This is a genomic window from Burkholderia sp. JPY481 (assembly GCF_038900515.1).
Classification (GTDB): domain Bacteria; phylum Pseudomonadota; class Gammaproteobacteria; order Burkholderiales; family Burkholderiaceae; genus Paraburkholderia; species Paraburkholderia youngii.
The window spans coordinates 706,155-730,464 of record NZ_JAYMRT010000002.1; the positions used below are offsets into that span (position 1 = coordinate 706,155).

Here is a 24,310-nt window from a genome sequence, read left to right on the forward strand (position 1 = left end):
TTTGAAGGAGCGGCAGACATGAAGGGCGAGGACGACCTACCCCTAAGCCAAGCAGTTGAAGCCCGAGCTTTAAATTGGCTAACCCATATTGTCGAAGTCGACAAGTCGATCTCGGAGTCTGCTGATCGACATCTGAAGTCATCGCTTGGGATTTCATCCGCACAGGCTAAGGTCATTGTATGCCTCGCTGGGCGGAATTTCATGACGCAGGTTCAACTCGCCCGCAGGCTGAATTACGACATGGGGTCGCTATCCCGACTCATTCCGCGTCTCATCGACGCTGGAATTGTAATGAGATCCCGGCATCCAGACGACTGCCGCTGCTGGTGCGTTCAGCTTACGGAAAGCGGAGTGGCCATGGCCGCGAAGATCACAGCGTTTCTCGGGGCAACCGACCAGAAATTGATTAGCCTCTTAACCGAGGACGAAGCGGATATTTTCATGGTGTTGCTCAAGCGCCTACTCGCTAATTCGGCAGCTCATGGGCCAGCCGATGTCTCGGCAGTTGCCTCGACGGTCAGCCCGAGGTCCTTCGGCGCCATTGGCGCACCGGCGTGAACGACACCGTTCCCTCCTTTGCAGCGCGACGTGGCCGGCGCACTATCTAGTTCCGCGCGTTCTTGCCTACGTCCTTATCGACGTCAACGTCTCCCGCGTGCGCTCGATGAGCGTCGCTGTCGATGCGGCTATCCGGAGGCCGCATCCAGGAGCAGGAAAGAGCCGAGAACAGAGACCATTGTTGGCGCCCCGTGCTGCGTTGATTTCGCGTTAGACATCGATGAATCTCGCGAGCCCGGCACTAACACATCGGACCGGAATTCACAATCATGCTTGCCCCCTATCCATACGCAGGGGATTTATGCCGAAATCCAACGGTATACAATCAATGTAGGCAAAAAAACATGCTAATGCTTCTTCGCAATCTCAAAGTACGCAACCGGCTGTTTGTTAGCTTCGCAATCGTTATCCTGCTGTTATGCAGTGCTGCGGGATTTGCGCTGTTCCAGGCGCATCGGATTGAATCGCATCTTCTGGACATCAAACAGAATTGGATGGAGTCAATCAAAACGATTGCTGATCTTCGTCTGGCCCTCAGTACGGATCGTCGCGCCACGCTCGGTCTGGTCTTGTCTGATTCCAAACAGGCCAAAGATACCAATGCGGCGATCCGGACCCAAGCCTTGGATCAACTGAGAAATGGTGTCAATCACTATGAGAAGAATGCGCTGCCGGGCGAGGATCGTCAGTATTTCGAGAACGATAAGAAAGCAATTGCTGCCTATGCGGTGATCAACAAAGAACTCTACACTCTCGCAATGACTGAGAATCCGGATCTTGCAACCGCGCGAGTGCTCGCCAACACCAAGATCTTCGATGTCTTCAAGTCCACGGAGAACACGCTCAGCGCCCATATGGACTTCATCCAGAGGAATGCGGATGAGGCTGCGGAAAAGGCCATTCATGACTATGACATGGCCCTTATGCTGACCTTCGCAGTGATCTGTATCGCTATCATTGCGACGGTATATGTCTGCAACACGGTTGCCACGTCAATCGTGTTCCCGTTAAACGACGCCGTAAGAATTGCCGAGGCCGTTGCGTCGGGGGATTTGACGTCGCAAGTCAGGGTGCATTCCGATACTGAACTCGGCCAATTGATGCGTGCACTGCGCAGCATGAATGAGAGTCTCGTGGATATCGTGAAGCAGGTCCGCTCCGGTAGTGAGGCCGTATTGACCGGCGCATCGGAAATCGCGGCAGGTAACGAGAACCTGAGCCAGCGCACCGAGGAACAGGCGGCGTCCCTGGAGCAGACGGTAGCTTCGATCCAGCAGTTGACGGCGACCGTGGAGAACAACGCGGCGAATGCCAGACAGGGCCTCAAACTCGCGCAGACTACCTCTGATCTGGCAAACGGCGGCGGAGAGGTCATGAAAGTGGTCGTGACCACCATGACAGGCATTGCTGACCAATCCAGAAAAGTCGCCGACATCATTGCGACTATCGAGGGTATCGCCTTTCAGACCAATATTCTGGCTCTTAACGCGGCGGTTGAAGCCGCACGTGCTGGCAACGAAGGTCGTGGCTTCGCCGTCGTTGCCCAGGAGGTCCGCACGCTGGCTCAACGCTCGGCAACGGCCGCCAAGGAAATCAAGGAATTGGTCAGCAATTCGGTCACCCGCGTTGACCAGGGATCTCAGCTGGTAAACGATGCCGGGTCCAAAATCAACGAGGTGGTGAATGAGTTCGCCCACGTATCGACTCTGATGGAGGAGATCACCCATGCATCCGATGACGGCCACCGGGGCATCATGGAGATAAACAAGGCGATCGGCGAAATCGACACGGTGACCCAGCACAACGCAGCCTTGGTCGAAGAGGCCGCGGCGGCTGCCCGTGGCGTTCATGCGGAAGCTGAACGCCTGCAGTCACTGGTTACCAACTTCAAGATCGCACGCGCCATTTGATTGACGGTCTTCGGACACCCACGCGGTTGGCTCCTCACAATGCCTTTCACTGAGTGAGTAACAGGCCGATGGCAAAATTTCTAATCCGCGAAAGGATAAAAAAGCGATGAAAATAGCAAATGAATCACCCTGGAAATTTGTCGTCATGTGGATGAGGCTATATTTCGCATTCCACTATCTCTCTTCCGGGCTGAATTTCGTAGTCTTCAGATACATTCCGGATTTCAGCCACGCAGGAAAAGTGGGCGCCTATATAGGCGCTATGGCAGATATCGGCTTCTACCAGATGGTCAAGTACCTGGAAGTTGTGCTTGGGTCCATGCTGCTGCTGAACATCGGGGTGCCGCTCGCATTGGTCGTAATGGCTGGCATCAGCGTCACCATTGTCTTCCTCAATCTTTTCGTTTCGCCGGATCCGCGCGAACTGTTCACCGGCTTCCAGGAGTTGCTGTTGAACGGAGGACTCTTGCTTGCGTACGGAGGGTACTATGCAAACTTCTGTCGCGTCAAAGCAGAGCCTCTTTGGTTTTGGGACGGAATGCGGAAGCGGGGGAATTTCGACACAAGGAGCCAATCGTGAATAAAAATTTTCTGGTGGTTTTTTCGATCATTGCCGTTGTAGTTTTGATAGTAATTTCAACGTCCACCATTTTCTTTGCACGGCACTTGCGCTTGTATGACTATGGGCCCCCTTTGGGGGCGGGGCTAATCACCTTGGCGGCAATGCTTCGAGCCGCTGCGATGAAACGATAGCCGCTGAATGCGCGTTCATTTGAAACGATTTACGTTTCCAAGCGATTCTTCAAGAAAAAATGGCCTCTGTCTGGAGGCCATTTTTTTGTGCTGCTCGGCCGGATCGCGCGAGTTCCATCCGACATGGACGAAGGCGAGCTCGAGCTGCGGCATGAGGCCTTGCGCAAAGAATAAAGACTTTGTAGGCTGGCGCTGATGCCTGTCGGGCATGAGCGGAGCGGGGGCACATGAGCTTCGACGGCCGTGGCATCGAACCGCTAGCAACACGCTCATGACGTTTTCGCCAACCGCGGCTATCGTGCCGCGCACACAACAAAACCGGCGGGGAGACCTTGACGACCGATCAGGCAGCCAACCGCACCGCAACCGCGGCCGCAACAATGCCCGCGGCTTTCGACTACACCCACTTCGACACCTACGCCACGGCGCCGCGCGCGCAATTGCCTATGTGGCGCGAGCGCGTCGGCCATTTTCTGGACGTGCCGATCTCGCGCCGGCAACTGGCCGACGGCTTTCGCGGCAGCATCGACACCTATCGCGCCGGCGGCATGGCCTTCACGGATTGCCGCACCGATCCGGTCGAGCAAACGCGCTCGGTCGCGCGCATTTCGACCGACAACGTGCGCCAGATCGTGTTTCATGTGGCCGTCGAAGGGACCTTCGAGACGACCACCGGCCTGTATCCGAAGCGCGTCGCGCTGCAAACGCGGCCGAGCATCCTCGCGCTCGACATGAATCAGCCGATGCAGATGACGCGGGGGCCGTGCCGCCTGGTCGCACTGTTCTTGCCGCGCCATCTGATCGATCCGGTGCTGCCGGAAGCGGAGTCGATACATGGCCGCATGATCGAATATCAAACGCCGCTTGCGCGGCTGATTCCCGCGCATCTGGCCGATCTGTGCCGCAGGTTGCCCACGATGGACGCGCCCGCGGCTCAGGAAGCGTTCCATACCTGCGCGCTGTTGATGGCCGCGGCGTTCGGCAAGGAGTCGGGCTTGACCGGCGGAGCGCGGGCGGTGGCACGCACCGCGATGTTCGCGGCGGCGCGCCGCTATATCGACGCGAATCTCAGCCAACCTGATCTGACGGTCGACAGCGTGCTGGCCATGTCGCAGCTGTCGCGGCCCACGCTGTATCGATTGTTCGAGCCGGAGGGCGGGCTCCACGCGTATATTCGAAACCGGCGCCTGCGCGAGGCGGCCGACGAACTGCATCGCCACCCGCGCAGGCCGGTGATCGACGTCGCGTACGGCTGGGGCTTCAATAGCGCGTCGGATTTCAATCGCGCATTCAGACGTGCGTACGACATGTCGCCGGGCGATTTTCGCGCGGCCGCATCCGCAATCAATTCAGGGAGATGACAACGTGGTGAAGATCGATCCGGACCGGCTGATGGCCGACCTCAAACGGCTGCGCGGGTTTGGCGCAACCGGCCCAGGCGTGGTCCGGCTCGCGCTGTCGCCGGTCGATCTGGCGGCACGCGAATGGCTGGTCGGCAGGATGACGGAGGCGGGGCTCGACGCGCGCATCGACGGCGTGGGCACCGTGTTCGGACGCTCGCGCAAAAGCGGTCCCGCGCTCGTGATCGGTTCGCACACGGACACGCAGCCGACCGGCGGCTGGCTCGACGGCGCAATGGGCGTCATCTACGGGCTCGAAATCGCCCGTGCGCTCGCGGAGAACGACGCGACGCGGCACCTCGCCGTCGACGTCGCGTCGTGGATCGACGAGGAGGGCACGTTCTCGGGCCTGCTTGGCAGCCGCAGCTTCGTCGGCGAGGCGGTCGACGAATCGATTCGCGGCGCGACGAACCGGCAGGGCGAACGTGTAACCGACGTGCTGGCGGCCGCGGGCCTCGCGGGCCGGCCGCGTGCGCGTTTCGAGGCAGGGCGCCAGGTCGCGTATCTGGAGCCGCATATCGAGCAGGGCGGACGGCTCGAAGCGATCGGCAAATCGATCGGCGTGGTCACGACGATCGTCGGGCTGCGCGAATCGCGGCTGCGCTTTACCGGTCAGCGCAACCATGCGGGCACGACGCCAATGGCGATCCGCCGCGACGCGGGCGCGGCGCTCGTCGCATTCATCGCGCGGATGAACGACGCGTTCGCGCAACTCGCCGACGCGGATACCGTCTGGACCGTGGGCCGCATCGATCTCGATCCGGGCTCGATGAGCGTCGTACCCGGCGCTGCCGACATGTACCTGCAATTCCGCGACGCTAACCCGGCGCGGCTTCAGGCAATGGAACACGCGCTCGCGGAACTGGTGCGCGACTTCAACGCGCACAACGCCGTGAGCGTCGAATCGCAGACGATCGACGAGCCGATCGAGCCCGTCAGCATGGACGCCACGCTCGCGGAGCACATCGCGCGAGCCGCCGAAGCGATCGCGCCGGGGCAGTGGCTGCGCATGCCGAGCGGTGCCGCGCACGACGCGCAGGTGATCGCGCGTTGCATGCCGGCCTGCATGATGTTCGTGCCGAGCATCGGCGGCGTGAGTCACGACTTCATCGAGGACACGGCCGAGGAGCATATCGTGCTCGGCTGCCAGGTCGCCGCGACGGCGGCGGCTTCGATGCTGTTGCAGCTATCGGCGGGGCATTCCTGAGGGCCGCGCTACTTCCACTTGTCGCCTAGCGCGTCGAGGCCGGCTTTCATCAGATCCTCGGGCAGCATCGCGATGCGCAGCTCGCACTCGGCGTCGAGCTTAAGGAACCACGGTTCGGCGAGCGCGGGAATCGCCGATGCATCGGCGACATCGACAACCGCCACCGCGCCGCGTTTGCCCTGCTGCTCCGTGAAGTAGATCGCTTCCGGCTTCATGTCCTCGAGGATCTTTTGCATCAGCTCGCCGATTCGGCCTTCGCGCACGAGTGTGCCGAACGGTTCGTTCGGTATTTGTATGTTGAGAAGCATGCGCATGTCATCCTCCTGTTCGATACCCAACGGGCATCTTAAGGATAGATGTTGCATGCGCGGCCGATGGCGTTGATCGCGGACGAAGCATCGGCGATTACGGCCGAGGGGTGGCGCGTTGTGCTGGGTCTGCGCTGCTTCAGCTGCCGAACAGCGACCCCTGCGTTCCTCGGCTCGGCGGGTGATGCGCCGGTTTCGCGGGTGCATCGTCCTTGACCGGTCGCGCCGCTTTTCCCTCCGGCGCGGGTCGTGGCGCGTCATCGGCCGCTGCCTCGAGCGAGGTCTGCCCCGCCTCCAGCGAAAGCAGCAGCATCTTGTTGGCGAGGCCGCCGGCGAATCCCGTCAGCTCGCCCGACGCGCCAATCACGCGGTGACACGGCGCAACGATCGAAATCGGATTCCGGCCATTTGCCGCGCCCACCGCGCGCACTGCATTGAGCTTGCCGATCTGCTGGGCGATCTCCGAGTAGCTGCGCGTCTGGCCGAACGGGATGGTCAGCAGCGCGCGCCAGACCTGCTTCTGGAACTCGGTGCCCTGAAAATCGAGCGGCAGATCGAAGGCCTGGCGCGTACCCGCGAAGTACTCGCGCAGTTGCCGCTCCGTTTCGACGAGCACCGCGAGCTCGTTCGCTTCGCTCATTTCGCCGAGTCGCACGCGGTTCGGCTTGTCGTGTTCCCATAGAATCGCGGCAAGGCATTCGCCTTTCGCCACGAGCTTCAACTGACCGACCGGCGAATCGATCAACTTGTATGCGTACGTCACTTTCTCAGGCTCCTGACAGGATGGAGGCGCAAGGCTCGCGAGACGGACGTGCTTGAACGACCGGACGCGGAAAGCTGTATGAAGGCTGCGCCGATACTCGGGAGTGTCCCGCTGGCGTCGCCTGAACGCCCTCCAGATATTGCTGTCTCATTCGCATTCGACACGGCCGCGACGATCATGAGCATCGCGGCGATCACGTCACTGTACCGCAGAGAACCCCAGATGGCCTTTGACTCAGTAAAATCGACAGCTTCGGTACGACGCGCTGCGCGCGCTACCCGATCTTCTTTCCCACGACTGTGACCACGACTTTAGAACAACTGCGGGCCGGGCAACTGGCGGGTACGCGCGAACTCAAACTCGCGTGCGGTCTCAGCGAATTTCCGCGCGAGATTTTCGATCTTGCCGATACGCTCGAAGTGCTCGACCTGTCGAACAATGCACTGACGACGCTGCCCGACGATCTGCCGCGCCTGCGCAAACTGCGCATCCTGTTCGCGTCCAACAACCCGTTCACCGAGCTGCCAGGTGTGCTCGGCGAATGCGCGCAACTGAGCATGATCGGCTTCAAGTCGAATCGCATCCGCGAGGTGCCGGCGAGCGCGCTGCCGCCGCTGTTGCGTTGGCTGATTCTGACCGGTAACGACATCGAAAGCTTGCCCGCGGAACTCGGCCGCTGCACGCAACTGCAAAAGCTGATGCTCGCCGGCAACCGGCTGCGCGCGCTGCCTGAGGAACTGGCCGCATGCACGCGGCTCGAACTGCTGCGGCTCGCCGCGAATCGTTTCGACGCATTGCCGCGCTGGTTGCTGCGTCTGCCGCGGCTTGCGTGGCTCGCGTATGCGGGCAATCCGTTCAACGCGGCGCTCGAACAGGCGGCGTTCATCGACACACCGATCAGCGGCATTCGCTGGGATGCATTGCGGCTCGAGCGGCCGTTGGGCGAGGGCGCATCGGGCGTCATCTATCGTGCGGCGCTGCATGCGGACCACGAACCGGCGCCGCGTGCGGTCGCCGTCAAGCTGTTCAAGGGCGCGGTGACGAGCGACGGTTTGCCCGACTGCGAAATGGCTGCTTGCATTCGCGGCGGCGAACATGCGAACCTGATTCCCGTGCTCGGCAAGGTGATCGGGCATCCGTCGGATACGCATGGCCTCGTGATGGGATTGATCGATCCACGCTTCGCCAGTCTGGCCGGTCCGCCGAGCCTCGCGTCGTGCACGCGCGATATCTATCGCGACGACGCGTGCTTCGACCTCGAGACGGTGCTCGGTATCGCGAGCGGCATCGCGAAGGTCGCTAGTCATCTGCATCGGCGTGGCGTAATGCATGGCGATCTGTACGCGCACAATATCCTGCACGACGGCGCGGGGCGCGCGCTGCTCGGCGATTTCGGCGCGGCGTCGTTTTTCGATGCCGGCGATCGCGAGCTCGCTATCGCGTTGCAGCGGCTCGAAGTCAGGGCGTACGGCTGTCTGCTCGAAGAACTGCTGGAGCGTTGCGACGCGCAAGCGGACATCGCCGGGCAACTGGCCGCGTTGAAGACGCGTTGTCTGAGCGAAGACATCGACAGCCGCCCGCTGTTCGACGAAATCGTCGCCAGCGTCGCGTCGTTCGATCGGCACATCCGCAACCAGTCCATCTGCAGCCAGCACCTCCGCGAAGGAGTCAAGCCATGACGCAGAACATGCGCCGCCGCGTGCTGCTCGCGGGCGCGCTGGCCGCAACCGGTCTCACCGGCATCGCGCGATTCGCGAACGATGCCCATGCCCAGGTACCGTCCGGCACGAAGCCGAAGATCGCGCTCGTGCTCAAATCCATGTCGGACCCGTTTACGGTCGCGATGGTCGACGCCGCGCGCAATTACCAGCAGCACTTCTCGTCGCAATTCAGCCTGACGATTCGCGGCACGGCCAAACAGACCGACACCGCCGCACAGATCCGCATGGTCGACGAGATGATCAGGGCGAAGATGAACGCGATCGTGATCGCGCCGACCGACTCTAAGGCGCTGATCCCGGTGATCGCACGCGCGATCAAGGCCGGCATCATCACGATCACGATCGACAACCCGCTCGACGACGCAGCGCAAGCGGCCGCCGGCATCTCGGTGCCGTTCGTCGGGCCGAACAATCGCAGCGGCGCGAAGCAGGTCGGCCAGTATCTGGCCACGCGGCTGAAGCCCGGCGATCAGGTCGGCATCATCGAAGGCATTTCGGTGAGCAGCAATGCGCAGCAGCGCACGGCCGGCAGCCGCGACGCGATGGATGCGGCGAAGGTGCAGGTCGTCGCGGTCGAGTCGGGTAACTGGGAGTACGGCAAGGGCCGCGACGTGGCCGCGAAGATGCTGGTCGAGCATCCGCAGCTTCGCGCGCTGTTATGCGGCAACGACAACATGGCGATGGGCGCGGTCGACGCGATTCGCGACGCGGGCCGCGGCGGCGGCGTCTACGTCACCGGCTACGACGCGATCGATGCGATCAAGCCGCTGCTCGCCGACGGCCGCGTGCTCGCGACGATGAACCAGTTCGCCGACCGCCAGACCGTATTCGGCATCGACTTCGCGTTGAAGGCGGTGACCGAGCGGCGCAAGCAGCGCGAGCTGTCGAGGGTGATCGAGACGCCGCTGCAACTGGTGACGGCCTCGAAACGTTGAGGCGGGGCGCGCGATTGCGCCGCCTGCCGCCGCCGCGCGTCGAATACGGGTAGCAGGTCACGTGCCCGGTCCGCGCCGCGACTTGATGCGCTTTCGGAATCAGGTGGTGCCGAATTGTCAATAGCTCGGGTTTCTGTGGCGACTTAAGATCGCGCCAACGTGGACCAGTCGCGATGAAGTCCGCAAGCGCCCGGTACGCGAACAAGAACGCAAGAGCGACGCAAAACAAACAACGGAGACACGCACCATGGCTAAGTCCATCCTGAACCGCCTGCTCGGTTTCACGCTCGGCGCCGGCATCGCGTTGACCGCCTTCAGCGCTCATGCGGGCGCCACGCTCGATCGCGTGATGAAGAACGGCACGATGATGGTCGCGACGAGCGGCAAGTGGCCGCCGCAAGCGTTCCTGAACGACAAGCACGAATTCGACGGTTTCGATATCGACGTCGCCAAGGAAATCGCGCGCCGGCTCGGCGTCAAAGTCACATTCGATACGCCGCAGTTCAGCCTGATGACCGGCGGTCACTGGCACGGCCGCTGGGATCTGTCCGTGCTCTCCGTCACGCCGACCAAGCCGCGCGCCGAATTGCTCGACTTCCCCGCGATCTATTACTACAGCCCGTATGTGTTCGTCGTGAACAAGGATTCGAAGGCGAGGACCCGTGCCGATCTGAACGGCAAGGTGATCGGCGTCGAGGCGGGCACCACGTCGGAAGACTACGTGCGCAACCGCCTGAATATCGCCGGCCCGGACGTGCCGCCGTTCCAGTACATGACGCAGCCGCCGAAGGAAATCAAGACCTACGCGGACTCGATGCTGCCTTACGACGATCTGCGCCTCGGCGACGGCAAGCGCGTCGACGCAATCGTGACGCCGGTGCAGACCGCGCTCAACGCAATCAAGAACGGCTATCCGGTGAAGATCATCCCTGGCGACTTTGCGTTCCGTGAGCCGCTCGCGATCGTCGCCGACAAGGGCGACGCCGAGTGGGACAAGAAGGTCGGCGACATCGTCGCGCAAATGAAGCAGGACGGCACGTTGACCAAGCTCAGCATGAAGTGGTTCGGCAACGACTATACGAAGCAATAAGCACGAACCCGAGACGCGGTGGTCGATGCCGCCGCCGCGCCTGCTGCCGCGCCCGCCGCGCAGCCATCAATCGCCACCAACAACAAGGCGGCACTCCATCACGAGATGGCTTCCTACCTCGATACCTATTACACCCGCACGCTGCGCACGGTCGAGCCGCGCGCGGCGCTGAGCGGTTCGCTGCAAGCCGATGTATGCGTGGTCGGCGCCGGCATGGCCGGCATCACGACCGCGCTCGAATTGCTGCGCCGCGGCCGCTCGGTAATTCTTCTCGAAGCGCAGCGGGTGTCGTGGGGCGCGTCGGGCCGCAATGGCGGCGTGGTGAGTCCCGGCTATTCGACGAGCTTCGAGCGGATCGCGCAACGCGTCGGCGTCGACGACGCGAAATCGATCTACCGGATGTCGATCGAGGGCGTCGATATCGTCGCCGACAATATCCGCCGACTCGGCATCGACGAAGCGCAGCCCGTGCATGGCGTGCTGCGCGTGTCGCGTCACGAGAACACCGCCGAGATGCAGGCGCAGCAGGCGTGGCTCGCCAACGAGTTTCAGTACGACGTCACGTTCAAGACGCACGACGAGATTCGCGAGTGGCTCGTATCGGACAAGTACCGCCATGCGCTTTATAACGAACGCGGCTTCCATTTTCATCCGTTGAACTATGCGCGAGCGCTGGTCGCGGAAGTCGAGCGGCTGGGCGGCCAGGTGTTCGAAGACTCCGAAGTGTTGTCGCTCGATTGCTCGTCGGCGATCAAGCGGCTGAAGACCGCGCGCGGCACGGTAACGGCGCGCGACGTGGTGTTCACCTGCGGCGGCTATACGGGCAACGTGGTGCCGCAACTCGCGCGCAGCTATCTGCCGATCTCGACCTACATGCTCGTCACCGAGCCGGCCCCGGATCTGATCGCAACCGCCATTCGCACGCGCGCGTCGGTCGGCGACAGCCGCCGTGCGAGCGACTATTACCGCCTCGTCGACGGCGGCGAGCGCATTCTGTGGGGCGGCATGATCACGACGCGCAAGTCCGAGCCGGACCGGCTCGCCGAGCTGTTGCGCCGGCGCATGGTCGATACCTATCCGCAGCTATCCGAGCTGAAGGTCGCGCTCGCGTGGTCCGGACGCATGTCGTATGCAAGGCATCTGATGCCGCTGATCGGCCGGCTGAATACGGGCGTCTGGTACTGCATGGGGTTCGGCGGCCACGGCATGAATACGACGGCGCTCGGCGGCAGGCTGATCGCGCAGGGCATCGCGAACGAAACCGACCGCTATCGTCTGTTCGCGCCGTTCGGTCTCGAATGGAACGGCGGGCCGGCCGGCACGGCGGCCGTTCAATTGACGTACTGGTACTACCAGCTGATGGATTTCATGCGCGAACGCGCGGCGTAAGCGGGCTCGAACACGACGGGCTCGAACACGACCGCCCGTCGTTCGTCGCGCGCTCGGCGGATCTACGGAGGAACACATGTTTGCAGAAGATGCTGACGGCGTCGAGAAACGCAAGCCGGGCACGATTCTCTTCCTGCTCGCGGTGTTGCTGATCGGCGGATACTTCGCGGTGCAGCACGCGCCGGACTGGATGGCCGGCATCGACCACGGCGTGCCCGCGCTCGGCATCGACGCGGCCTTACTGCAGAAGCTGCTCGGCGGCGCGGTCGCGATTGCCGTGCTGGTCGCCAATTGCTATCTGTTGCTGAGGCTTTCGCTGCGCTGGCAGATTACCGTCGCGTGGTGTGAACTCGCGTTGCTGGTCGTGCTGTTCTTCTCGACGTTCAATCTGAGCATAGACTTCATCGAGCGCAAGATCGGCTATCTGGTGCTGCAAGGCGCGACCACCACGCTCTATATCTCGGCGATCTCGATCGCGCTCGCGTTCGTGCTCGCGCTAATTGGCGCACTGGCGAAGCTTTCATCGAACGGGATCGCGATTGGCATCGCGACGTTCTACACGTCGCTGTTTCGTGGCCTGCCGCTGCTGATGCAGATCTTTATTCTGTATCTCGGCCTGCCGCAGCTCGGCTATGTCGTCGATCCGATTCCCGCTGGCGTGGCCGCGTTGTCGTTGTGCTATGGGGCCTATATGACGGAGATCTTTCGCGCCGGCATTCAAAGCATTCCGAAAGGGCAGTGGGATGCGGCACGCGCGCTCGGTCTCAGCCACGGCATGATGATGCGGCTCGTGATTCTGCCGCAGGCGCTGCGCGTGATCATTCCGCCGACCGGCAACCAGTTCATCGCGATGCTGAAGGATAGTTCGCTGGTGTCCGTCGTCGGCGTGTGGGAACTGACCTATGTCGCGACCACCGAGGGGCAGCGCGAATTCCGTCACATGGAGATGCTGATCAGCGCGTCGGTGATCTACTGGCTCGTGTCGATGGTGCTCGAAGTGATCCAGTCGCGGATCGAACGCCGCTTCAGGAGGTCCGCGCGATGACGCCGGTCGCGGCGTTTTTTTCCGTGTCATCATGTCTGGTCTGTTGGAATCCAATCACAACGAACTCCCGGACCTGCCATGTCATTCCATACCTGGTTGCTTTTCGCCGCTGCCTATCTGCTCACCACCATTTCGCCGGGACCGAACGTTCTGCTGGTGATCCGCAACTCGGTTCGCTATGGAAGCCGCGGCGCGGCGGCGAGCGTTGCCGGTAATCTGCTCGCACAAGGAGTCGTCGTCGCGCTGGTCGCGCTCGGTGTCGGCGCGGTATTGACCACGCTGCCGCCGCTCTTCGTCGCGATGAAACTGCTCGGCGCGGGTTATCTGATGTATCTCGGCATCAGGCAACTGCGCGGCGGCGACAGGCAGGCAACGCAGGCCACGCAGCCCACGGGCGTCGCATCGCCCGCTTATACATTCGAGCGCAACAAAGTATTCCGCGAAGCCTTGCTCGTGTCGGGCAGCAATCCGAAGACGATGATCTTTCTTTCGGCGTTCATGCCGCAATTCATCGACCACGAGCGCGGCCTGCCGGAGCAGTTCATCGTGATGTATCTGACAATCGCGGTCACGGTCGCGCTCGTGCACACCATTTATTCGCTCGGCGTGCGCGGTATCCATAAGCGCGTTGGGGCCAGCCGTTGGATCGCGGCGATCAAGCGCGGCAGCGGGCTCGTTTTCGTCGCGCTCGGCATCAAGCTATTGACCGCGCAACGCGCGTAGTCCATCACGATGAACTGCAAGAAAATGAGCCGAATGCAAAGCGTCGTCGATGTGAACGTGCTGTTTCTGAATGGGCAGGGCGAGTGCCTTTTCATGCAGCGCGCGAATACCGGTTTCAGGGACGGCCAGTACGCGCTGATTGCCGGCCATCTCGAACCAGGCGAATCGATCGAAGAGTGTGCGATTCGCGAATCGAAAGAAGAAGCGGGCGTGACGATTGCGCCCGGCGATCTCGAATTCAAGCTCGTGATGCGGCGCGACTCGGACACGAACCGCATCAGCTTCTTTTTCGCGTGCCGTTCATGGCAAGGCGAACCGGCGAACATGGAGCCGCACAAGTGCTCGGGCTTCGTGTGGGCGAAGCCGGACCAGCCGCCGGCGCCGATCGTCGACTATGTGGCGGCCGCTCTCGCGCATATCCGCGAGGGGGTAATGCTGGCCGATTTCAAGCCTTGATTGCGCCATTCCGTTTCCGAAGAATAAGCACGAGATCCAGTTTTATTGGCTGAGTTACTGCTTATTTCGTCACTTTTAATGACGATTCCCTCCGCGAATCAAACGCGCAATCTCCCGCTTCAATAGAGCGACGGAACGACCGCTCATTGACGCCGCGCCAATCCCCATTGCGCCGGAATTTGTCGCTTGCGCCAGTTTTGCGTTATCGTGCTGCACCAAAAAAATGGCGGAGCTGGCTAATTGCCGGCTTGGCCGTATCTCAACTCATCCTGAATCGATGAATGGCAATGTTTGATCAGTATCAGGAATCCCCAGCCATCCGGTTGGCAAGGTAAGTAAAGAGGAGATGTATCGTATGTCGTTCAAGCTTCACAAACTGCTGCCGCTCAGCGCAGCAGTCGTCGCATTCGCGGGCATTGCCGGTACGGCAAATGCGGATCAGGTCGTCAAGATCGGTCACGTCGGTCCGTTGACGGGCGGCTCCGCCCACCTCGGCAAAGACAATGAAAACGGCGCGCGCCTCGCGATCGAGGAAATCAACGCGAAGGGCCTGACGATCGACGCTCAGAAGGTCACGCTCGTGCTCGACGCGCAGGACGACGCAGGCGACCCGCGCCAGGCGACCCAGGTCGCGCAGAAACTCGTCGACGACAAGGTCGTCGCGGTGGTCGGCCACCTGAACTCGGGCGCGTCGATTCCGGCATCGAAGATCTATAGCGACGCGGGCATCGTGCAAATTTCGCCGTCGTCGACGAACCCAGCGTACACGCAGCAGGGCTTCAAGACGACCTACCGCGTCGTCGCGACCGACGCTCAGCAAGGTCCGGCACTCGCCGCCTACGCCGCGAAGACCCTGAACGTGAAGACCGTGGCCGTGGTCGACGATTCGACCGCCTATGGCCAGGGCCTCGCGAACGAATTCGAAAAGACCGCGAAGTCGCTCGGCCTGAAGGTCGTCTCGCACGACGCGACCAACGACAAGGCCGTCGACTTCCGCGCGATCCTGACCAAGATCAAGGGCGAGAATCCCGACGCGATCATGTACGGCGGCATGGATGCGACCGGCGGTCCGTTCGCGAAGCAGGCGCGTCAGCTGGGCCTGCGCGCGAAGATGCTGTCGGGCGACGGCGTGTGCACCGAAAGCCTCGCGGACCTCGCCGGTCCGGCGGCCGGCAACGTGGTGTGCTCGCAGGCCGGCATGGCCGTCGAGCGCATGAACGGCGGCGCGCAATTCGCGGCGAAGTACACGAAGCGCTTCGGTCATCCGATCGAATTCGACGCACCGTTCACGTACGACGCGGTGTATATCGTCGTCGACGCAATGAAGCGCGCGAACTCGACCGACCCGGCGAAGGTGCTGGCCAAGGTCTCGGGCACCGACTACAAGGGCGTGACCGGTCAAACGACGTTCGACGCGAAGGGCGACCTTCAGCACGGCGTGATCTCGCTGTACGACTACAAGGACGGCAAGAAGACGCTGCTCGACGTCGTGAAGATGTAAGAGCGCGGACGCATTAAAAGCGTTGAAAGCACGAAGGGCCGATGAAGCATCGCTTCATCGGCCCTTTGCGTTGACTGAAGCCGGGCGGCGCAAATCGGTTACACGACCGTTACACCGATTAATATGTTTTACGACCTAATTGAGCAGAAAAAATATATTGGACGTCTTACTGGCGTTCTTGCACTATTCGTCTCCAGCGCCGACTCCGCGCTGCGATCCCCACGCCCGCGCGGGCGCTCATCAAAACCGATAACAGCAATACCTGAGGATACAGATGCCCAACTATCGCTCACGCACTTCGACTCATGGCCGCAACATGGCCGGCGCCCGCGCGCTGTGGCGCGCGACCGGCATGAAGGACGACGATTTCGGCAAGCCGATCATCGCGGTCGTGAACTCGTTCACGCAGTTCGTGCCGGGCCACGTGCATCTGCGCGATCTGGGCGCGCTGGTCGCGAAGCAGATCGAAGCGGCCGGCGGCGTGGCGAAGGAATTCAACACGATCGCCGTCGACGACGGCATCGCGATGGGTCACGGCGGCATGCTGTATTCGCTGCCGTCGCGCGAACTGATCGCGGACTCGGTCGAGTACATGGTCAACGCGCACTGCGCGGATGCGATGGTCTGCATCTCGAACTGCGACAAGATCACCCCGGGTATGCTGATGGCCGCGATGCGCCTGAACATTCCGGTCGTGTTCGTGTCGGGCGGCCCGATGGAAGCGGGCAAGGTCAAGTCGCCGACCGACGGCCAGGTGATCGCGAAGATCGATCTGATCGACGCGATGATCAAGGCCGCGGATCCGAAGATCAGCGACGCCGAAGTCGCCGAAGTCGAGCGCAGCGCGTGCCCGACCTGCGGTTCGTGCTCGGGCATGTTCACCGCGAATTCGATGAACTGCCTGACCGAGGCGATCGGCCTCGCGCTGCCGGGCAACGGTACGGTCGTCGCGACGCACGCATGGCGCAAGGGCCTGTTCGAGCAGGCGGGCAGCCTCGTCGTCGATCTGTGCCGCCGCTACTATCAGGAAGAAGATGCCTCGGTCCTGCCGCGCAGCATCGCCACCAAGCAGGCTTTCGAGAACGCGATGACGCTCGACGTCGCGATGGGCGGCTCGACCAACACCGTGCTGCACCTGCTGGCCGCCGCACAGGAAGCGGGCGTCGATTTCACGATGTCGGACATCGATCGCATCTCGCGCAAGGTGCCGTGCCTGTGCAAGGCCGCGCCCATGACCGACAAGTACCACATCGAGGACGTGCATCGCGCGGGCGGCATCATCGGTATTCTCGGCGAGCTCGCGCGCGCGGACCTGCTCGATCTGTCGTGCGGCAATGTGCATAGCGGCACGCTCGGCAACGCGATCGCGAAGTGGGACATCGCCGGCGGCGCGGGCGAGGAAGCGCAGAAGTTCTTCCGCGCGGCGCCCGGCGGCATTCCGACCACCGTCGCGTTCAGCCAGGAAGCGACCTACGCGACGCTCGACACGGACCGCAAGAGCGGCTGCATCCGCAGCAAGGAACACGCGTATTCGAAGGACGGCGGCCTCGCGGTGCTGTACGGCAACCTCGCGGAGAAGGGCTGTATCGTGAAGACCGCGGGTGTCGACGAATCGCAGTGGCTGTTCTCGGGCCGCGCGCGCGTGTTCGAAAGCCAGGACGATGCGGTCGATGCGATTCTCGGCGACAAGGTCGTGCCGGGCGACGTCGTGGTGATTCGCTACGAAGGTCCGAAGGGCGGTCCGGGCATGCAGGAAATGCTGTACCCCACTTCGTATCTGAAGTCGAAGGGTCTCGGCAAGAGCTGTGCGCTGTTTACCGATGGCCGTTTTTCGGGCGGCTCGTCGGGTCTCGTGATCGGCCATGCGTCGCCGGAAGCGGCGGAAGGCGGCACGATCGGTCTGGTCGAAGACGGCGACGTGATCGAGATCGACATTCCGCAGCGCAAGATGCATCTGGCGGTGTCGAATGAAGAGCTCGCACGCCGTCGTGCGGCGATGGAAGCGCGCGGCGCCGATGCATGGCAGCCGGCCAATCGCGAGCGTGTGGTGTCGCAGGCCTTGCAGGCGTATGCGGCGCTCGCGACCTCGGCCGATCGCGGCGCGGTGCGCGATATTTCGCAATTGAAGCGCAAGTAAAGCGCGGATCATCGCGGCGGCCCGGTTCGCGGTGACGCGGCGGGCCGAACAAGGACCGGTATGCGGGAGACTGCATGCCGGTTTTTTTGCAGTCGCAGTGCCCCGCGCGGCGCCTTCCTTAAGCCGGAAAACTGGCAACGAGGTCATCGGCAGGCTGCGAAGACCCCGCCACCATCACGCAGTTTCTGCCGTTGGCTTTCGCGGCATAGAGCGCCCTGTCGGCTCTCGCCATTACCGACGCAACGGTATCGCCATCGCCGAATTCGTCGACGCCAGCGCTGAGTGTGCAAGCGGCGTCGCCGGTCGGAGCACGCGCAACAGACGCCGCGACGAGTGCGCGCAACCGGTTCGTGAGACGGGCCGCTTGCTCTTTGCCGGTCAGTGGCATCAGCAGCGCAAACTCTTCACCGCCGATGCGGCCAAGGACGTCGCTTTGCCGTAGATCGCGCGATATCGTCAACGCAACATGCGCAAGGGCCTGGTCGCCGGCCGCATGCCCGTATCTGTCGTTGATGCCTTTGAAGTTATCGATGTCCAGGATCGCGATGGACAGCTTCGACTTCGCCACCTTTGCCAGCTCGAACAGCGCCTCCGCGCGCGCGATGAAAGCGCGCCGTCCGAGCGCGCCAGTCAGATCGTCGATAGTGGCGAGGCGTTCCATCCGCTCCGCCAGCCGGTCATGAGCCAGCATCACCATGCCGACCGACAGGCATGGCAAAGTCAGGATGGCCATGCCGAGAAACGCGACGTTTAGCGGCGTTTCCTCCAGAAACACCGATTCATGCGCTAGCCCCGACCCATAGACGACACAGCGTACTGCGTGGACGACCGCCCCCAACACCGCGGCAACAGCCACGAAGTGGTAGCCGTATTTCGGTCTGCCCGCAGGCCGGTACCGCTGCACGACCCAGGCGATCACAAATCGGATGTACGCGAGAAAACCCGAGATCATCGCGCCCCGGGCACTGACGTCAGGCCGCACGTAGGTCCAATAAACGAGTCCCGCCAGGATCGCGCACAGCGCGCCGTACTCCCAGATCACCGATGGCGGCCGATGAAAGAATTGCCGGAAGCCGTGAATCGCGAGGAGCGACGCGACGAGCAGCAATACGCTCGCGCCCAGTACGACGAGATCCGACCTACGGAACAGGAGGAGCGTGGCCGTGACGGCCAGCAGACCACTCGCCACGCACCAACGACGTATTCCTGGAACCTGAGTGTGAAACAGCGAGCCTAGAACGGCGACGCTCATCAGGCAGGACAAAATCGCAATGCCGATCAGCGCGTTCGGGATGGACATGGCAGCGTAACAATGGGTGTGATCCATGAAGGCGCCTGGCGCAATATGAGGTCGCACCGGTTACATCCGCTGCCTTCGCGCAAAGCGCATATCGTACCGGAAGAATTTTTCGCTTCGGATCGATTTTCAACGATTTTCGCCCGACGTTTTCCTTTCGAAACGCTGTCCACACTTCTCGGACCTCGACGCAACGGGGCGGTCGTCATGCCCGGACCGGAGTTCGGCCTTATGCGAACTTCGCGTAACGGCCGGCTTGCGTCTATGCTTGACTCACTTGTTCGGCTGTCTACGACGTCGACGAGCTCTTCTGCAGTCTTCAATAATCGCCCGTTCACCAAGGGCAAACCCAACAGGAGAAAACCAGATGTCACGATCCATCACGCGGCGCGCTTTCATGGTGTTCGGTGGTTTGGCCTTAGCGGGTACGCTGACTTTGGCGCAAGCGGCGCCCGTCTCGTTCGAGGTGCCTTTGACGGGCGCTCAACAGGTGCCCCCGGTGCAGACGCCGGGCAGCGGCAACGCCAAGCTCACGTACGACTCCAGCACTCGGGTCGTCACCTGGAACATCACCTTCAGCGGATTGACGAGTCCGACCACGATGGCGCATTTCCACGGACCCGCTCCGGCCGGTAAAAACGCCGGCGTAAAGGTCTGGATCTCGCAGAAAGGCTCCACTGAGGTGACGAGCCCGATGACCGGTCAGGCCACGCTATCTCCGGACGAAGCGAAGATGTTCGAAGCGGGTGAGATGTACATCAACGTCCACACGAAGAACAATCCGAACGGCGAGATTCGTGGCCAGGTGACGCCGCCGAAGGGCGGCTGAAGCAGGCACGGCAGCAGCGCCCCGAGTTCGGGTGTGCGGCTTGCTCACAGATAAGCCGCAAGCAGCATCACCACGGCAACGCCGACGCCGAGCGGCAGCAGCGCCAGCAGCGCTGGCGCTTGGCGCGGCGCGTCCACGGACGAGGGCAGCAGTTTGTAGCCGGTCAGCATCGGACGCAGCAGGTTGTGTCCCTTCGCGACTGCGTAGACGGCGATCACGAGAACGTGCAGCGCCATGGCCGCGAGCAGCACGTACCAGAGCAGCCCATGCAGCGCCGAGATTGCGTTGGCGAGCCACGCGGGTACCAGTTCGCTCAACGGGCCTTCGTCGGCGATGTCGTTGTTGACGTAGAGCCCGCTCAGCGTCTCGGTCAGCAGCAAGGCGAGCAGAAATAGAACCATCCAGCCGCCGGCTGCATTGTGGCCGACCTGCACATCCGGTTCGCGATGAAACAGCCGGCGCAAATGACGAAGCGCGGCCGCGGGCGATGCCACGAAACTGCGAAAGCGCGCGGTTTCGCTGCCAAAGCAGCCCCATAGCAGCCGGAAAATCACCAGGGCGAGCAGCGTCTCGCCGACGCGCACGTGCCAGTCGATCCAGTTCAGCTTCAGGGTGATATAGGCCGCAGCGACCAGCGCGACCACCAGCCAGTGAAAGAGTCGCACCGGCGCGTCCCAGACCAGCACCGGGCGGGGCACTGGCTGTGTCGGCCGCGTGACGGGTTTGTGTGCATCCATGTATTGGGCCTACGTGCGCGATCGGCGGTTTGGCGGTGCGTGGACTGGCGGTAGCGGGCGATTAAGCATACCTCTCACTGATGCCTGACGTACTGCGCCGAATGCGCTCGAACTGAACTTCGATAAACTGCACTAGCGGCGTAATAGCATTTCGGGCTTCTGCGCCTTGGCGAAAATCGCCCAGGCGCTGGGCGTCAGGGTGCTTGCCGAAGCGCAGGAAGAACGGCTGATTGCCGCGCTGATCCACGATGACATGGTCAGCGTGCTGCGAAGCTATCGCGCGAATCCGAAGCTGCTGCCGCCGTTCGAGCCGCGCCTGAACGGCTACGTGTCGGCGGCGGACCAATCACAGCTGACGCTGCCGTCGAGCGTCGCCGGGATGCCTGCCGGAACGCACGAGATCATCGTCGGCGACCAGGAAATTCACGTCGCCATTGCCGGGTTGGAAGGGGCACGGCTCTACCGTGTCTATGACTTCAGCCGTTACGAGAAACACTTCAAGCAGATGATCAACGTGCTGATGGCCGGTACGGGGCTTTTTGCGCTGCTGACCATCTGGCTTTCATTCGGCGTCTCGGGACTGCTGGTACGCCAGGTTGCCGGCCTTGCCCGCCAGGTCAATGCGCTTCGGCACGAAAACGCGGCGCTGATCGATCCGGGCAGGTATGACGAAGCCGAAATTGCAGGACTGGTCGAGGCTTTCAACGACTATCACCGACGCATGGCCAACATGATCGCGCGAGAAAAAGACTTACACGCAATAAGCAATGGCAGTGGTCGTTAACAAAAAAACCGCTACGAGTCTCGTGAACTCGTGGCGGTCTTCCGACAATCGTCGGTCTATACGACGATGGTTGATAGTCGAGGCGTCAATCAGTAGTCCCACTGCACCGGTACGAAACGGAAGCTTTCGCCGTGCTTCGCAACGTGACCGATGGACGGGAATGCGACATGCGCTGCTGCCAGCAGAGAGCCGGTTTCAGCGGCTTCGTTGAATAGCGCGATTCGCACGTCCACAGCCTTTTCAGGATCGTGCTCGAAGCCATTTTGCCAAGCAGGATTATCGAAGCCGACCTCGAAAATTGCGTCGCCTACGAACGTCAGCTTCTCGCCCTTTGATGCGACGTCGACGACGCAGTGCCCCGGCGTGTGCCCGCCCGTCACGCGTGCCGACACGCCCGCTGCGATTTCGACGGTTCGATCGAACCGCACGATGTTTTCGCCGTAGAGTTCCACGAACTTTGCAGCAGCCTTGCGAAGCGCCGGAGGAACCGATTCCGGCATCACCGTCTTGCTGAAGTCCGGCTTTTTCCAGAACTCCACTTCCGTGGCCGACACGTGAATGCGCACGTCGGGGCGCAGCTTGGCCTTGACGCCAGCAACGTTGAGCCCGCCGACGTGATCCATGTGCATATGCGTAATCACGATATCGGTAATCGCAGCCAGGTCGATGCCAGCCGTTTCCAGGCGCATCACCGAGCGACCGGCGCGCGAAAAGTATTCGAAGCCGTCGCCCACGCCCGAGTCGATCAGGATCAGGCGTTCGCCGCTGCGCACGAGCGCGATATTCAGCGCCCAGTCGAACATGTCACGTTGCAGGAAACGGCCATCGAACCATTCGTTGCGGTCCGCTTCGCTCACGTTAGTGGACATGGTGGAGGTGGGCAGCGGCAGAATGCCGTCGCTGATCAGCACGACGTCGATGTCACCCACGCGCACGGCGTAGCGCGAAGATACGAGTTCGCCTGAATCTTCTTTGCCAAGGTTGGCGATAACCGGCTGCACATTGCGGGTAGTTGCGCTCATCTTCAATAGTCCTGTTGATTAAGTGGGGTAAGCCGCACTGGGCGACGCGGTTCACGAGCACGACCACGAGTTTCGCGCGCTTCGTTGTGCTCGCGTTTCGACTGATCGTCAGAGCGATTTTAGTTAGGCTGGCGAACGTAAGTAGTGTCGCAAATGCGTTTATCGTGTTGTCCGAATGGCAACAATCGAAGCCCATGTTGATTGATGTTCCGCGCGCAACACTGTGGATGCCGGCAACGATCTACCGCAGGAAGCAGCACGTACGTACGATCGCTCGTGGATGGACCGCCGTCGCCGCGCACGCCGAATATGGCGCCATACGCGGCGGCAATCTGTAGAGGCAACATCGCATGGAGAAACTACATGAAGTTCATCGTCATTGGCGGTACGGGACTTATCGGCAGCAAGGTGGTGAAGAACCTGCGTGAGCGCGGCCATACCGCCGTCGCGGCTTCTCCAGCAACGGGCGTGAATACGTTCACGAACGAAGGACTGCGGGTGGCGCTCGAGGGGGCCGACGTCGTCGTCGATCTTGCCAATTCACCTTCGTTCGAGGACAACGCCGTTTTGGCCTTCTTCGAAACGTCGGGCCGCAACCTGTTCGCGGCGGAAATCGAGGCCGGCGTCCGGCATCACGTCGCGCTTTCTGTCGTCGGCACCGGCAGGCTTTCGCAAAGCGGCTATTTCCGCGCCAAGATCGCGCAGGAAAAACTCATTCGCGATTCGGGCGTGCCATACACGATCGTGCATTCCACACAGTTCTTCGAGTTCCTCGGTGGCATTGCGCAATCGGGCACCGAGGGCGACAGCGTCCGGCTCTCGCCCGCTTTCTTCCAGCCAATCTCGTCCGACGACGTGGCCGTGGCCGTGACGGACTTCGCGGTTGGCGAGCCGCGCAACGGCATCGTGGAAATCGCCGGGCCGGAACGCGTTCGACTTGCGGCAATGGTGCGACGCTATCTACAGGCGACGCATGATAACCGTACGGTCTTCGAAGATGCCGACGCGCGTTACTTCGGCGCGCAACTGCAGGACGACACGCTTGTGCCAGGTCCGCATGCGCGGCTGGGCTCTGTCGATTTCGACGCGTGGTTCCGGCAGGCCCAGGCGGCGAAGTAAACGCGACCCATGAAGGCGCGTTATCAGAGGTCTTAGCGTCGAGCTATTCCACTCGTCGATTAGCGCTCCCCCTGTTTGCCCGTCTGGTAAGGCGGGCTTTTTTTCTGTTCATACCGGAGTGCCCATACGCACGATCAGATGTCGCGCGTGTGTGGAATGATCACCGCCTGGCCGTGCAGTGTGCCGTTCGCGTCGAGTAGCTGCCACAGTGTGGCTTGCTCGATCATGAAGCGCTCGCCAGACTTGGTAACACGCACGCCCCGGTAGTTCGTCTCGTAGCCGAGCCGCTGCACGCGTTCGAGGAATTGCTGCCGTTCCTCACGATTCGGGGCCTCGGCGGAAAGCCGCGACGGCAGCCTGGTGATTTCATCCCAGCTATATCCAAAGCGGCGCTGTGCGGCCTTGTTGCCGTAAATAAAGACCGGGTCGGGATCGGTATTGTGCGCGAGTACCGCGAATGAGGCATGTTCATAGAGCCATTCGGTCGCTTCAGCAACGGGCATGACGTGAGGAACCAGACTGTGGCCGACTAGCCGGGCGTAACTATCGGAAAGGAGTTGGTAAAAAGACGGATCACGGTGAAGTGGAATCATCGGATTTATATCGACGAAGAACATTGGGGACAC

General features: G+C 61.8%; 22 protein-coding genes and 1 pseudogene. 17 read left to right on the plus strand and 6 right to left on the minus strand.

What is annotated here, in order from left to right; genetic code table 11:
- Positions 1-18 precede the first annotated feature (18 nt).
- The 5 genes from VSR82_RS08715 (at position 19) to VSR82_RS08735 (ending at position 5,828) form a co-directional block, all read left to right on the plus strand.
- The gene (locus VSR82_RS08715; protein WP_429455986.1) at positions 19-558 is read left to right on the plus strand and encodes a MarR family winged helix-turn-helix transcriptional regulator; all 540 of its coding nucleotides are present in this window, start codon (positions 19-21) and stop codon (positions 556-558) included.
- A 344-nt stretch (positions 559-902) separates the two neighbouring features.
- Positions 903-2,468 carry a methyl-accepting chemotaxis protein gene (locus VSR82_RS08720; protein WP_429455985.1) on the plus strand — a complete coding sequence of 522 codons (1,566 nt, stop codon included), beginning with the start codon at positions 903-905 and terminating at the stop codon, positions 2,466-2,468.
- A gap of 106 nt (positions 2,469-2,574) precedes the next feature.
- Positions 2,575-3,048 carry a hypothetical protein gene (locus tag VSR82_RS08725; protein WP_368585494.1) on the plus strand — a complete coding sequence of 158 codons (474 nt, stop codon included), beginning with the start codon at positions 2,575-2,577 and terminating at the stop codon, positions 3,046-3,048.
- Between the two features lie 505 nt (positions 3,049-3,553).
- Complete coding sequence (locus VSR82_RS08730) at positions 3,554-4,582, plus strand: helix-turn-helix domain-containing protein (RefSeq protein ID WP_498857631.1); 1,029 nt, start codon at positions 3,554-3,556, stop codon at positions 4,580-4,582.
- Between the two features lie 4 nt (positions 4,583-4,586).
- A complete protein-coding gene (locus VSR82_RS08735) occupies positions 4,587-5,828 on the plus strand; it encodes a Zn-dependent hydrolase (protein ID WP_429455982.1) in 1,242 nt (413 codons plus the stop codon).
- 8 nt (positions 5,829-5,836) lie between these two features.
- Here VSR82_RS08735 and VSR82_RS08740 read toward each other — a convergent pair whose 3' ends face one another.
- Both VSR82_RS08740 and VSR82_RS08745 read right to left on the minus strand, forming a co-directional pair.
- Positions 5,837-6,142, minus strand: coding sequence for a panthothenate synthetase (locus VSR82_RS08740; RefSeq protein ID WP_368585498.1), 306 nt, complete (start codon positions 6,140-6,142; stop codon positions 5,837-5,839).
- A 133-nt stretch (positions 6,143-6,275) separates the two neighbouring features.
- A complete protein-coding gene (locus VSR82_RS08745; protein WP_429455981.1) occupies positions 6,276-6,899 on the minus strand; it encodes a methylated-DNA--[protein]-cysteine S-methyltransferase in 624 nt (207 codons plus the stop codon).
- Between the two features lie 299 nt (positions 6,900-7,198).
- Here VSR82_RS08745 and VSR82_RS08750 point away from each other — a divergent pair, with 299 nt between their 5' ends.
- From VSR82_RS08750 to ilvD, 9 genes are all read left to right on the plus strand, one after another.
- Complete coding sequence (locus tag VSR82_RS08750) at positions 7,199-8,578, plus strand: leucine-rich repeat-containing protein kinase family protein (RefSeq protein ID WP_429455980.1); 1,380 nt, start codon at positions 7,199-7,201, stop codon at positions 8,576-8,578.
- A complete protein-coding gene (locus VSR82_RS08755) occupies positions 8,575-9,555 on the plus strand; it encodes a substrate-binding domain-containing protein (protein ID WP_429455979.1) in 981 nt (326 codons plus the stop codon). Before VSR82_RS08750 ends, VSR82_RS08755 begins: the two co-directional genes overlap by 4 nt.
- A gap of 247 nt (positions 9,556-9,802) precedes the next feature.
- Complete coding sequence (locus tag VSR82_RS08760; RefSeq protein WP_368585502.1) at positions 9,803-10,645, plus strand: transporter substrate-binding domain-containing protein; 843 nt, start codon at positions 9,803-9,805, stop codon at positions 10,643-10,645.
- Between the two features lie 18 nt (positions 10,646-10,663).
- On the plus strand, positions 10,664-12,034 hold the full coding sequence (locus VSR82_RS08765) for an NAD(P)/FAD-dependent oxidoreductase (protein WP_429455978.1): 1,371 nt from the start codon (positions 10,664-10,666) through the stop codon (positions 12,032-12,034).
- A 76-nt stretch (positions 12,035-12,110) separates the two neighbouring features.
- The gene (locus VSR82_RS08770; RefSeq protein ID WP_429455977.1) at positions 12,111-13,079 is read left to right on the plus strand and encodes an amino acid ABC transporter permease; all 969 of its coding nucleotides are present in this window, start codon (positions 12,111-12,113) and stop codon (positions 13,077-13,079) included.
- Positions 13,080-13,157: 78 nt separating this feature from the next.
- On the plus strand, positions 13,158-13,802 hold the full coding sequence (locus VSR82_RS08775; protein ID WP_429455976.1) for a LysE family translocator: 645 nt from the start codon (positions 13,158-13,160) through the stop codon (positions 13,800-13,802).
- Between the two features lie 24 nt (positions 13,803-13,826).
- Positions 13,827-14,258, plus strand: coding sequence for an NUDIX hydrolase (locus VSR82_RS08780; protein ID WP_368585506.1), 432 nt, complete (start codon positions 13,827-13,829; stop codon positions 14,256-14,258).
- Positions 14,259-14,613: 355 nt separating this feature from the next.
- Positions 14,614-15,759, plus strand: coding sequence for a branched-chain amino acid ABC transporter substrate-binding protein (locus VSR82_RS08785; protein ID WP_429455974.1), 1,146 nt, complete (start codon positions 14,614-14,616; stop codon positions 15,757-15,759).
- A gap of 274 nt (positions 15,760-16,033) precedes the next feature.
- Positions 16,034-17,896, plus strand: coding sequence for a dihydroxy-acid dehydratase (ilvD, locus tag VSR82_RS08790; protein ID WP_368585508.1), 1,863 nt, complete (start codon positions 16,034-16,036; stop codon positions 17,894-17,896).
- 118 nt (positions 17,897-18,014) lie between these two features.
- Here the strand turns inward: ilvD and VSR82_RS08795 are convergent, their stop codons facing one another.
- Positions 18,015-19,223 (minus strand): GGDEF domain-containing protein, encoded by a 1,209-nt coding sequence (locus VSR82_RS08795; protein WP_498857632.1) that lies wholly within the window; start codon positions 19,221-19,223, stop codon positions 18,015-18,017.
- A 337-nt stretch (positions 19,224-19,560) separates the two neighbouring features.
- Between VSR82_RS08795 and VSR82_RS08800 the strand changes: the two genes are divergently transcribed.
- Positions 19,561-20,022 (plus strand): CHRD domain-containing protein, encoded by a 462-nt coding sequence (locus VSR82_RS08800; RefSeq protein WP_368585510.1) that lies wholly within the window; start codon positions 19,561-19,563, stop codon positions 20,020-20,022.
- A gap of 44 nt (positions 20,023-20,066) precedes the next feature.
- Here VSR82_RS08800 and VSR82_RS08805 read toward each other — a convergent pair whose 3' ends face one another.
- A complete protein-coding gene (locus VSR82_RS08805; RefSeq protein WP_429455972.1) occupies positions 20,067-20,759 on the minus strand; it encodes a cytochrome b/b6 domain-containing protein in 693 nt (230 codons plus the stop codon).
- Between the two features lie 148 nt (positions 20,760-20,907).
- On the opposite strand from VSR82_RS08805, the pseudogene VSR82_RS08810 reads away from it, so the two are divergent.
- A pseudogene (locus tag VSR82_RS08810) lies at positions 20,908-21,507 on the plus strand (sensor histidine kinase); the annotation flags it as partial.
- 125 nt (positions 21,508-21,632) lie between these two features.
- Here VSR82_RS08810 and VSR82_RS08815 read toward each other — a convergent pair.
- Entirely contained in the window at positions 21,633-22,565 is a 933-nt protein-coding gene (locus VSR82_RS08815; RefSeq protein ID WP_498857633.1) for an MBL fold metallo-hydrolase, read from the minus strand.
- Between the two features lie 363 nt (positions 22,566-22,928).
- Here VSR82_RS08815 and VSR82_RS08820 point away from each other — a divergent pair, with 363 nt between their 5' ends.
- On the plus strand, positions 22,929-23,684 hold the full coding sequence (locus VSR82_RS08820) for an SDR family oxidoreductase (protein WP_498857649.1): 756 nt from the start codon (positions 22,929-22,931) through the stop codon (positions 23,682-23,684).
- A 134-nt stretch (positions 23,685-23,818) separates the two neighbouring features.
- Here VSR82_RS08820 and VSR82_RS08825 read toward each other — a convergent pair whose 3' ends face one another.
- Positions 23,819-24,277: an MEKHLA domain-containing protein gene (locus tag VSR82_RS08825; RefSeq protein ID WP_368585536.1), complete on the minus strand. Its 459-nt coding sequence runs from the start codon at positions 24,275-24,277 to the stop codon at positions 23,819-23,821.
- Positions 24,278-24,310: the final 33 nt, after the last annotated feature.

Coding starts and splice junctions, on each gene's coding strand:
- VSR82_RS08715 (WP_429455986.1), top strand. CDS start 19: ATGAAGGGCGAGGACGACCTACCCCTAAGCCAAGCAGTTGAAGCCCGA.
- VSR82_RS08720 (WP_429455985.1), top strand. CDS start 903: ATGCTAATGCTTCTTCGCAATCTCAAAGTACGCAACCGGCTGTTTGTT.
- VSR82_RS08725 (WP_368585494.1), top strand. CDS start 2,575: ATGAAAATAGCAAATGAATCACCCTGGAAATTTGTCGTCATGTGGATG.
- VSR82_RS08740 (WP_368585498.1), bottom strand. CDS start 6,142: ATGCGCATGCTTCTCAACATACAAATACCGAACGAACCGTTCGGCACA.
- VSR82_RS08755 (WP_429455979.1), top strand. CDS start 8,575: ATGACGCAGAACATGCGCCGCCGCGTGCTGCTCGCGGGCGCGCTGGCC.
- VSR82_RS08760 (WP_368585502.1), top strand. CDS start 9,803: ATGGCTAAGTCCATCCTGAACCGCCTGCTCGGTTTCACGCTCGGCGCC.
- VSR82_RS08770 (WP_429455977.1), top strand. CDS start 12,111: ATGTTTGCAGAAGATGCTGACGGCGTCGAGAAACGCAAGCCGGGCACG.
- VSR82_RS08775 (WP_429455976.1), top strand. CDS start 13,158: ATGTCATTCCATACCTGGTTGCTTTTCGCCGCTGCCTATCTGCTCACC.
- VSR82_RS08780 (WP_368585506.1), top strand. CDS start 13,827: ATGAGCCGAATGCAAAGCGTCGTCGATGTGAACGTGCTGTTTCTGAAT.
- VSR82_RS08785 (WP_429455974.1), top strand. CDS start 14,614: ATGTCGTTCAAGCTTCACAAACTGCTGCCGCTCAGCGCAGCAGTCGTC.
- ilvD (WP_368585508.1), top strand. CDS start 16,034: ATGCCCAACTATCGCTCACGCACTTCGACTCATGGCCGCAACATGGCC.
- VSR82_RS08795 (WP_498857632.1), bottom strand. CDS start 19,223: ATGGATCACACCCATTGTTACGCTGCCATGTCCATCCCGAACGCGCTG.
- VSR82_RS08800 (WP_368585510.1), top strand. CDS start 19,561: ATGTCACGATCCATCACGCGGCGCGCTTTCATGGTGTTCGGTGGTTTG.
- VSR82_RS08805 (WP_429455972.1), bottom strand. CDS start 20,759: ATGGATGCACACAAACCCGTCACGCGGCCGACACAGCCAGTGCCCCGC.
- VSR82_RS08815 (WP_498857633.1), bottom strand. CDS start 22,565: ATGAGCGCAACTACCCGCAATGTGCAGCCGGTTATCGCCAACCTTGGC.
- VSR82_RS08820 (WP_498857649.1), top strand. CDS start 22,929: ATGAAGTTCATCGTCATTGGCGGTACGGGACTTATCGGCAGCAAGGTG.
- VSR82_RS08825 (WP_368585536.1), bottom strand. CDS start 24,277: ATGATTCCACTTCACCGTGATCCGTCTTTTTACCAACTCCTTTCCGAT.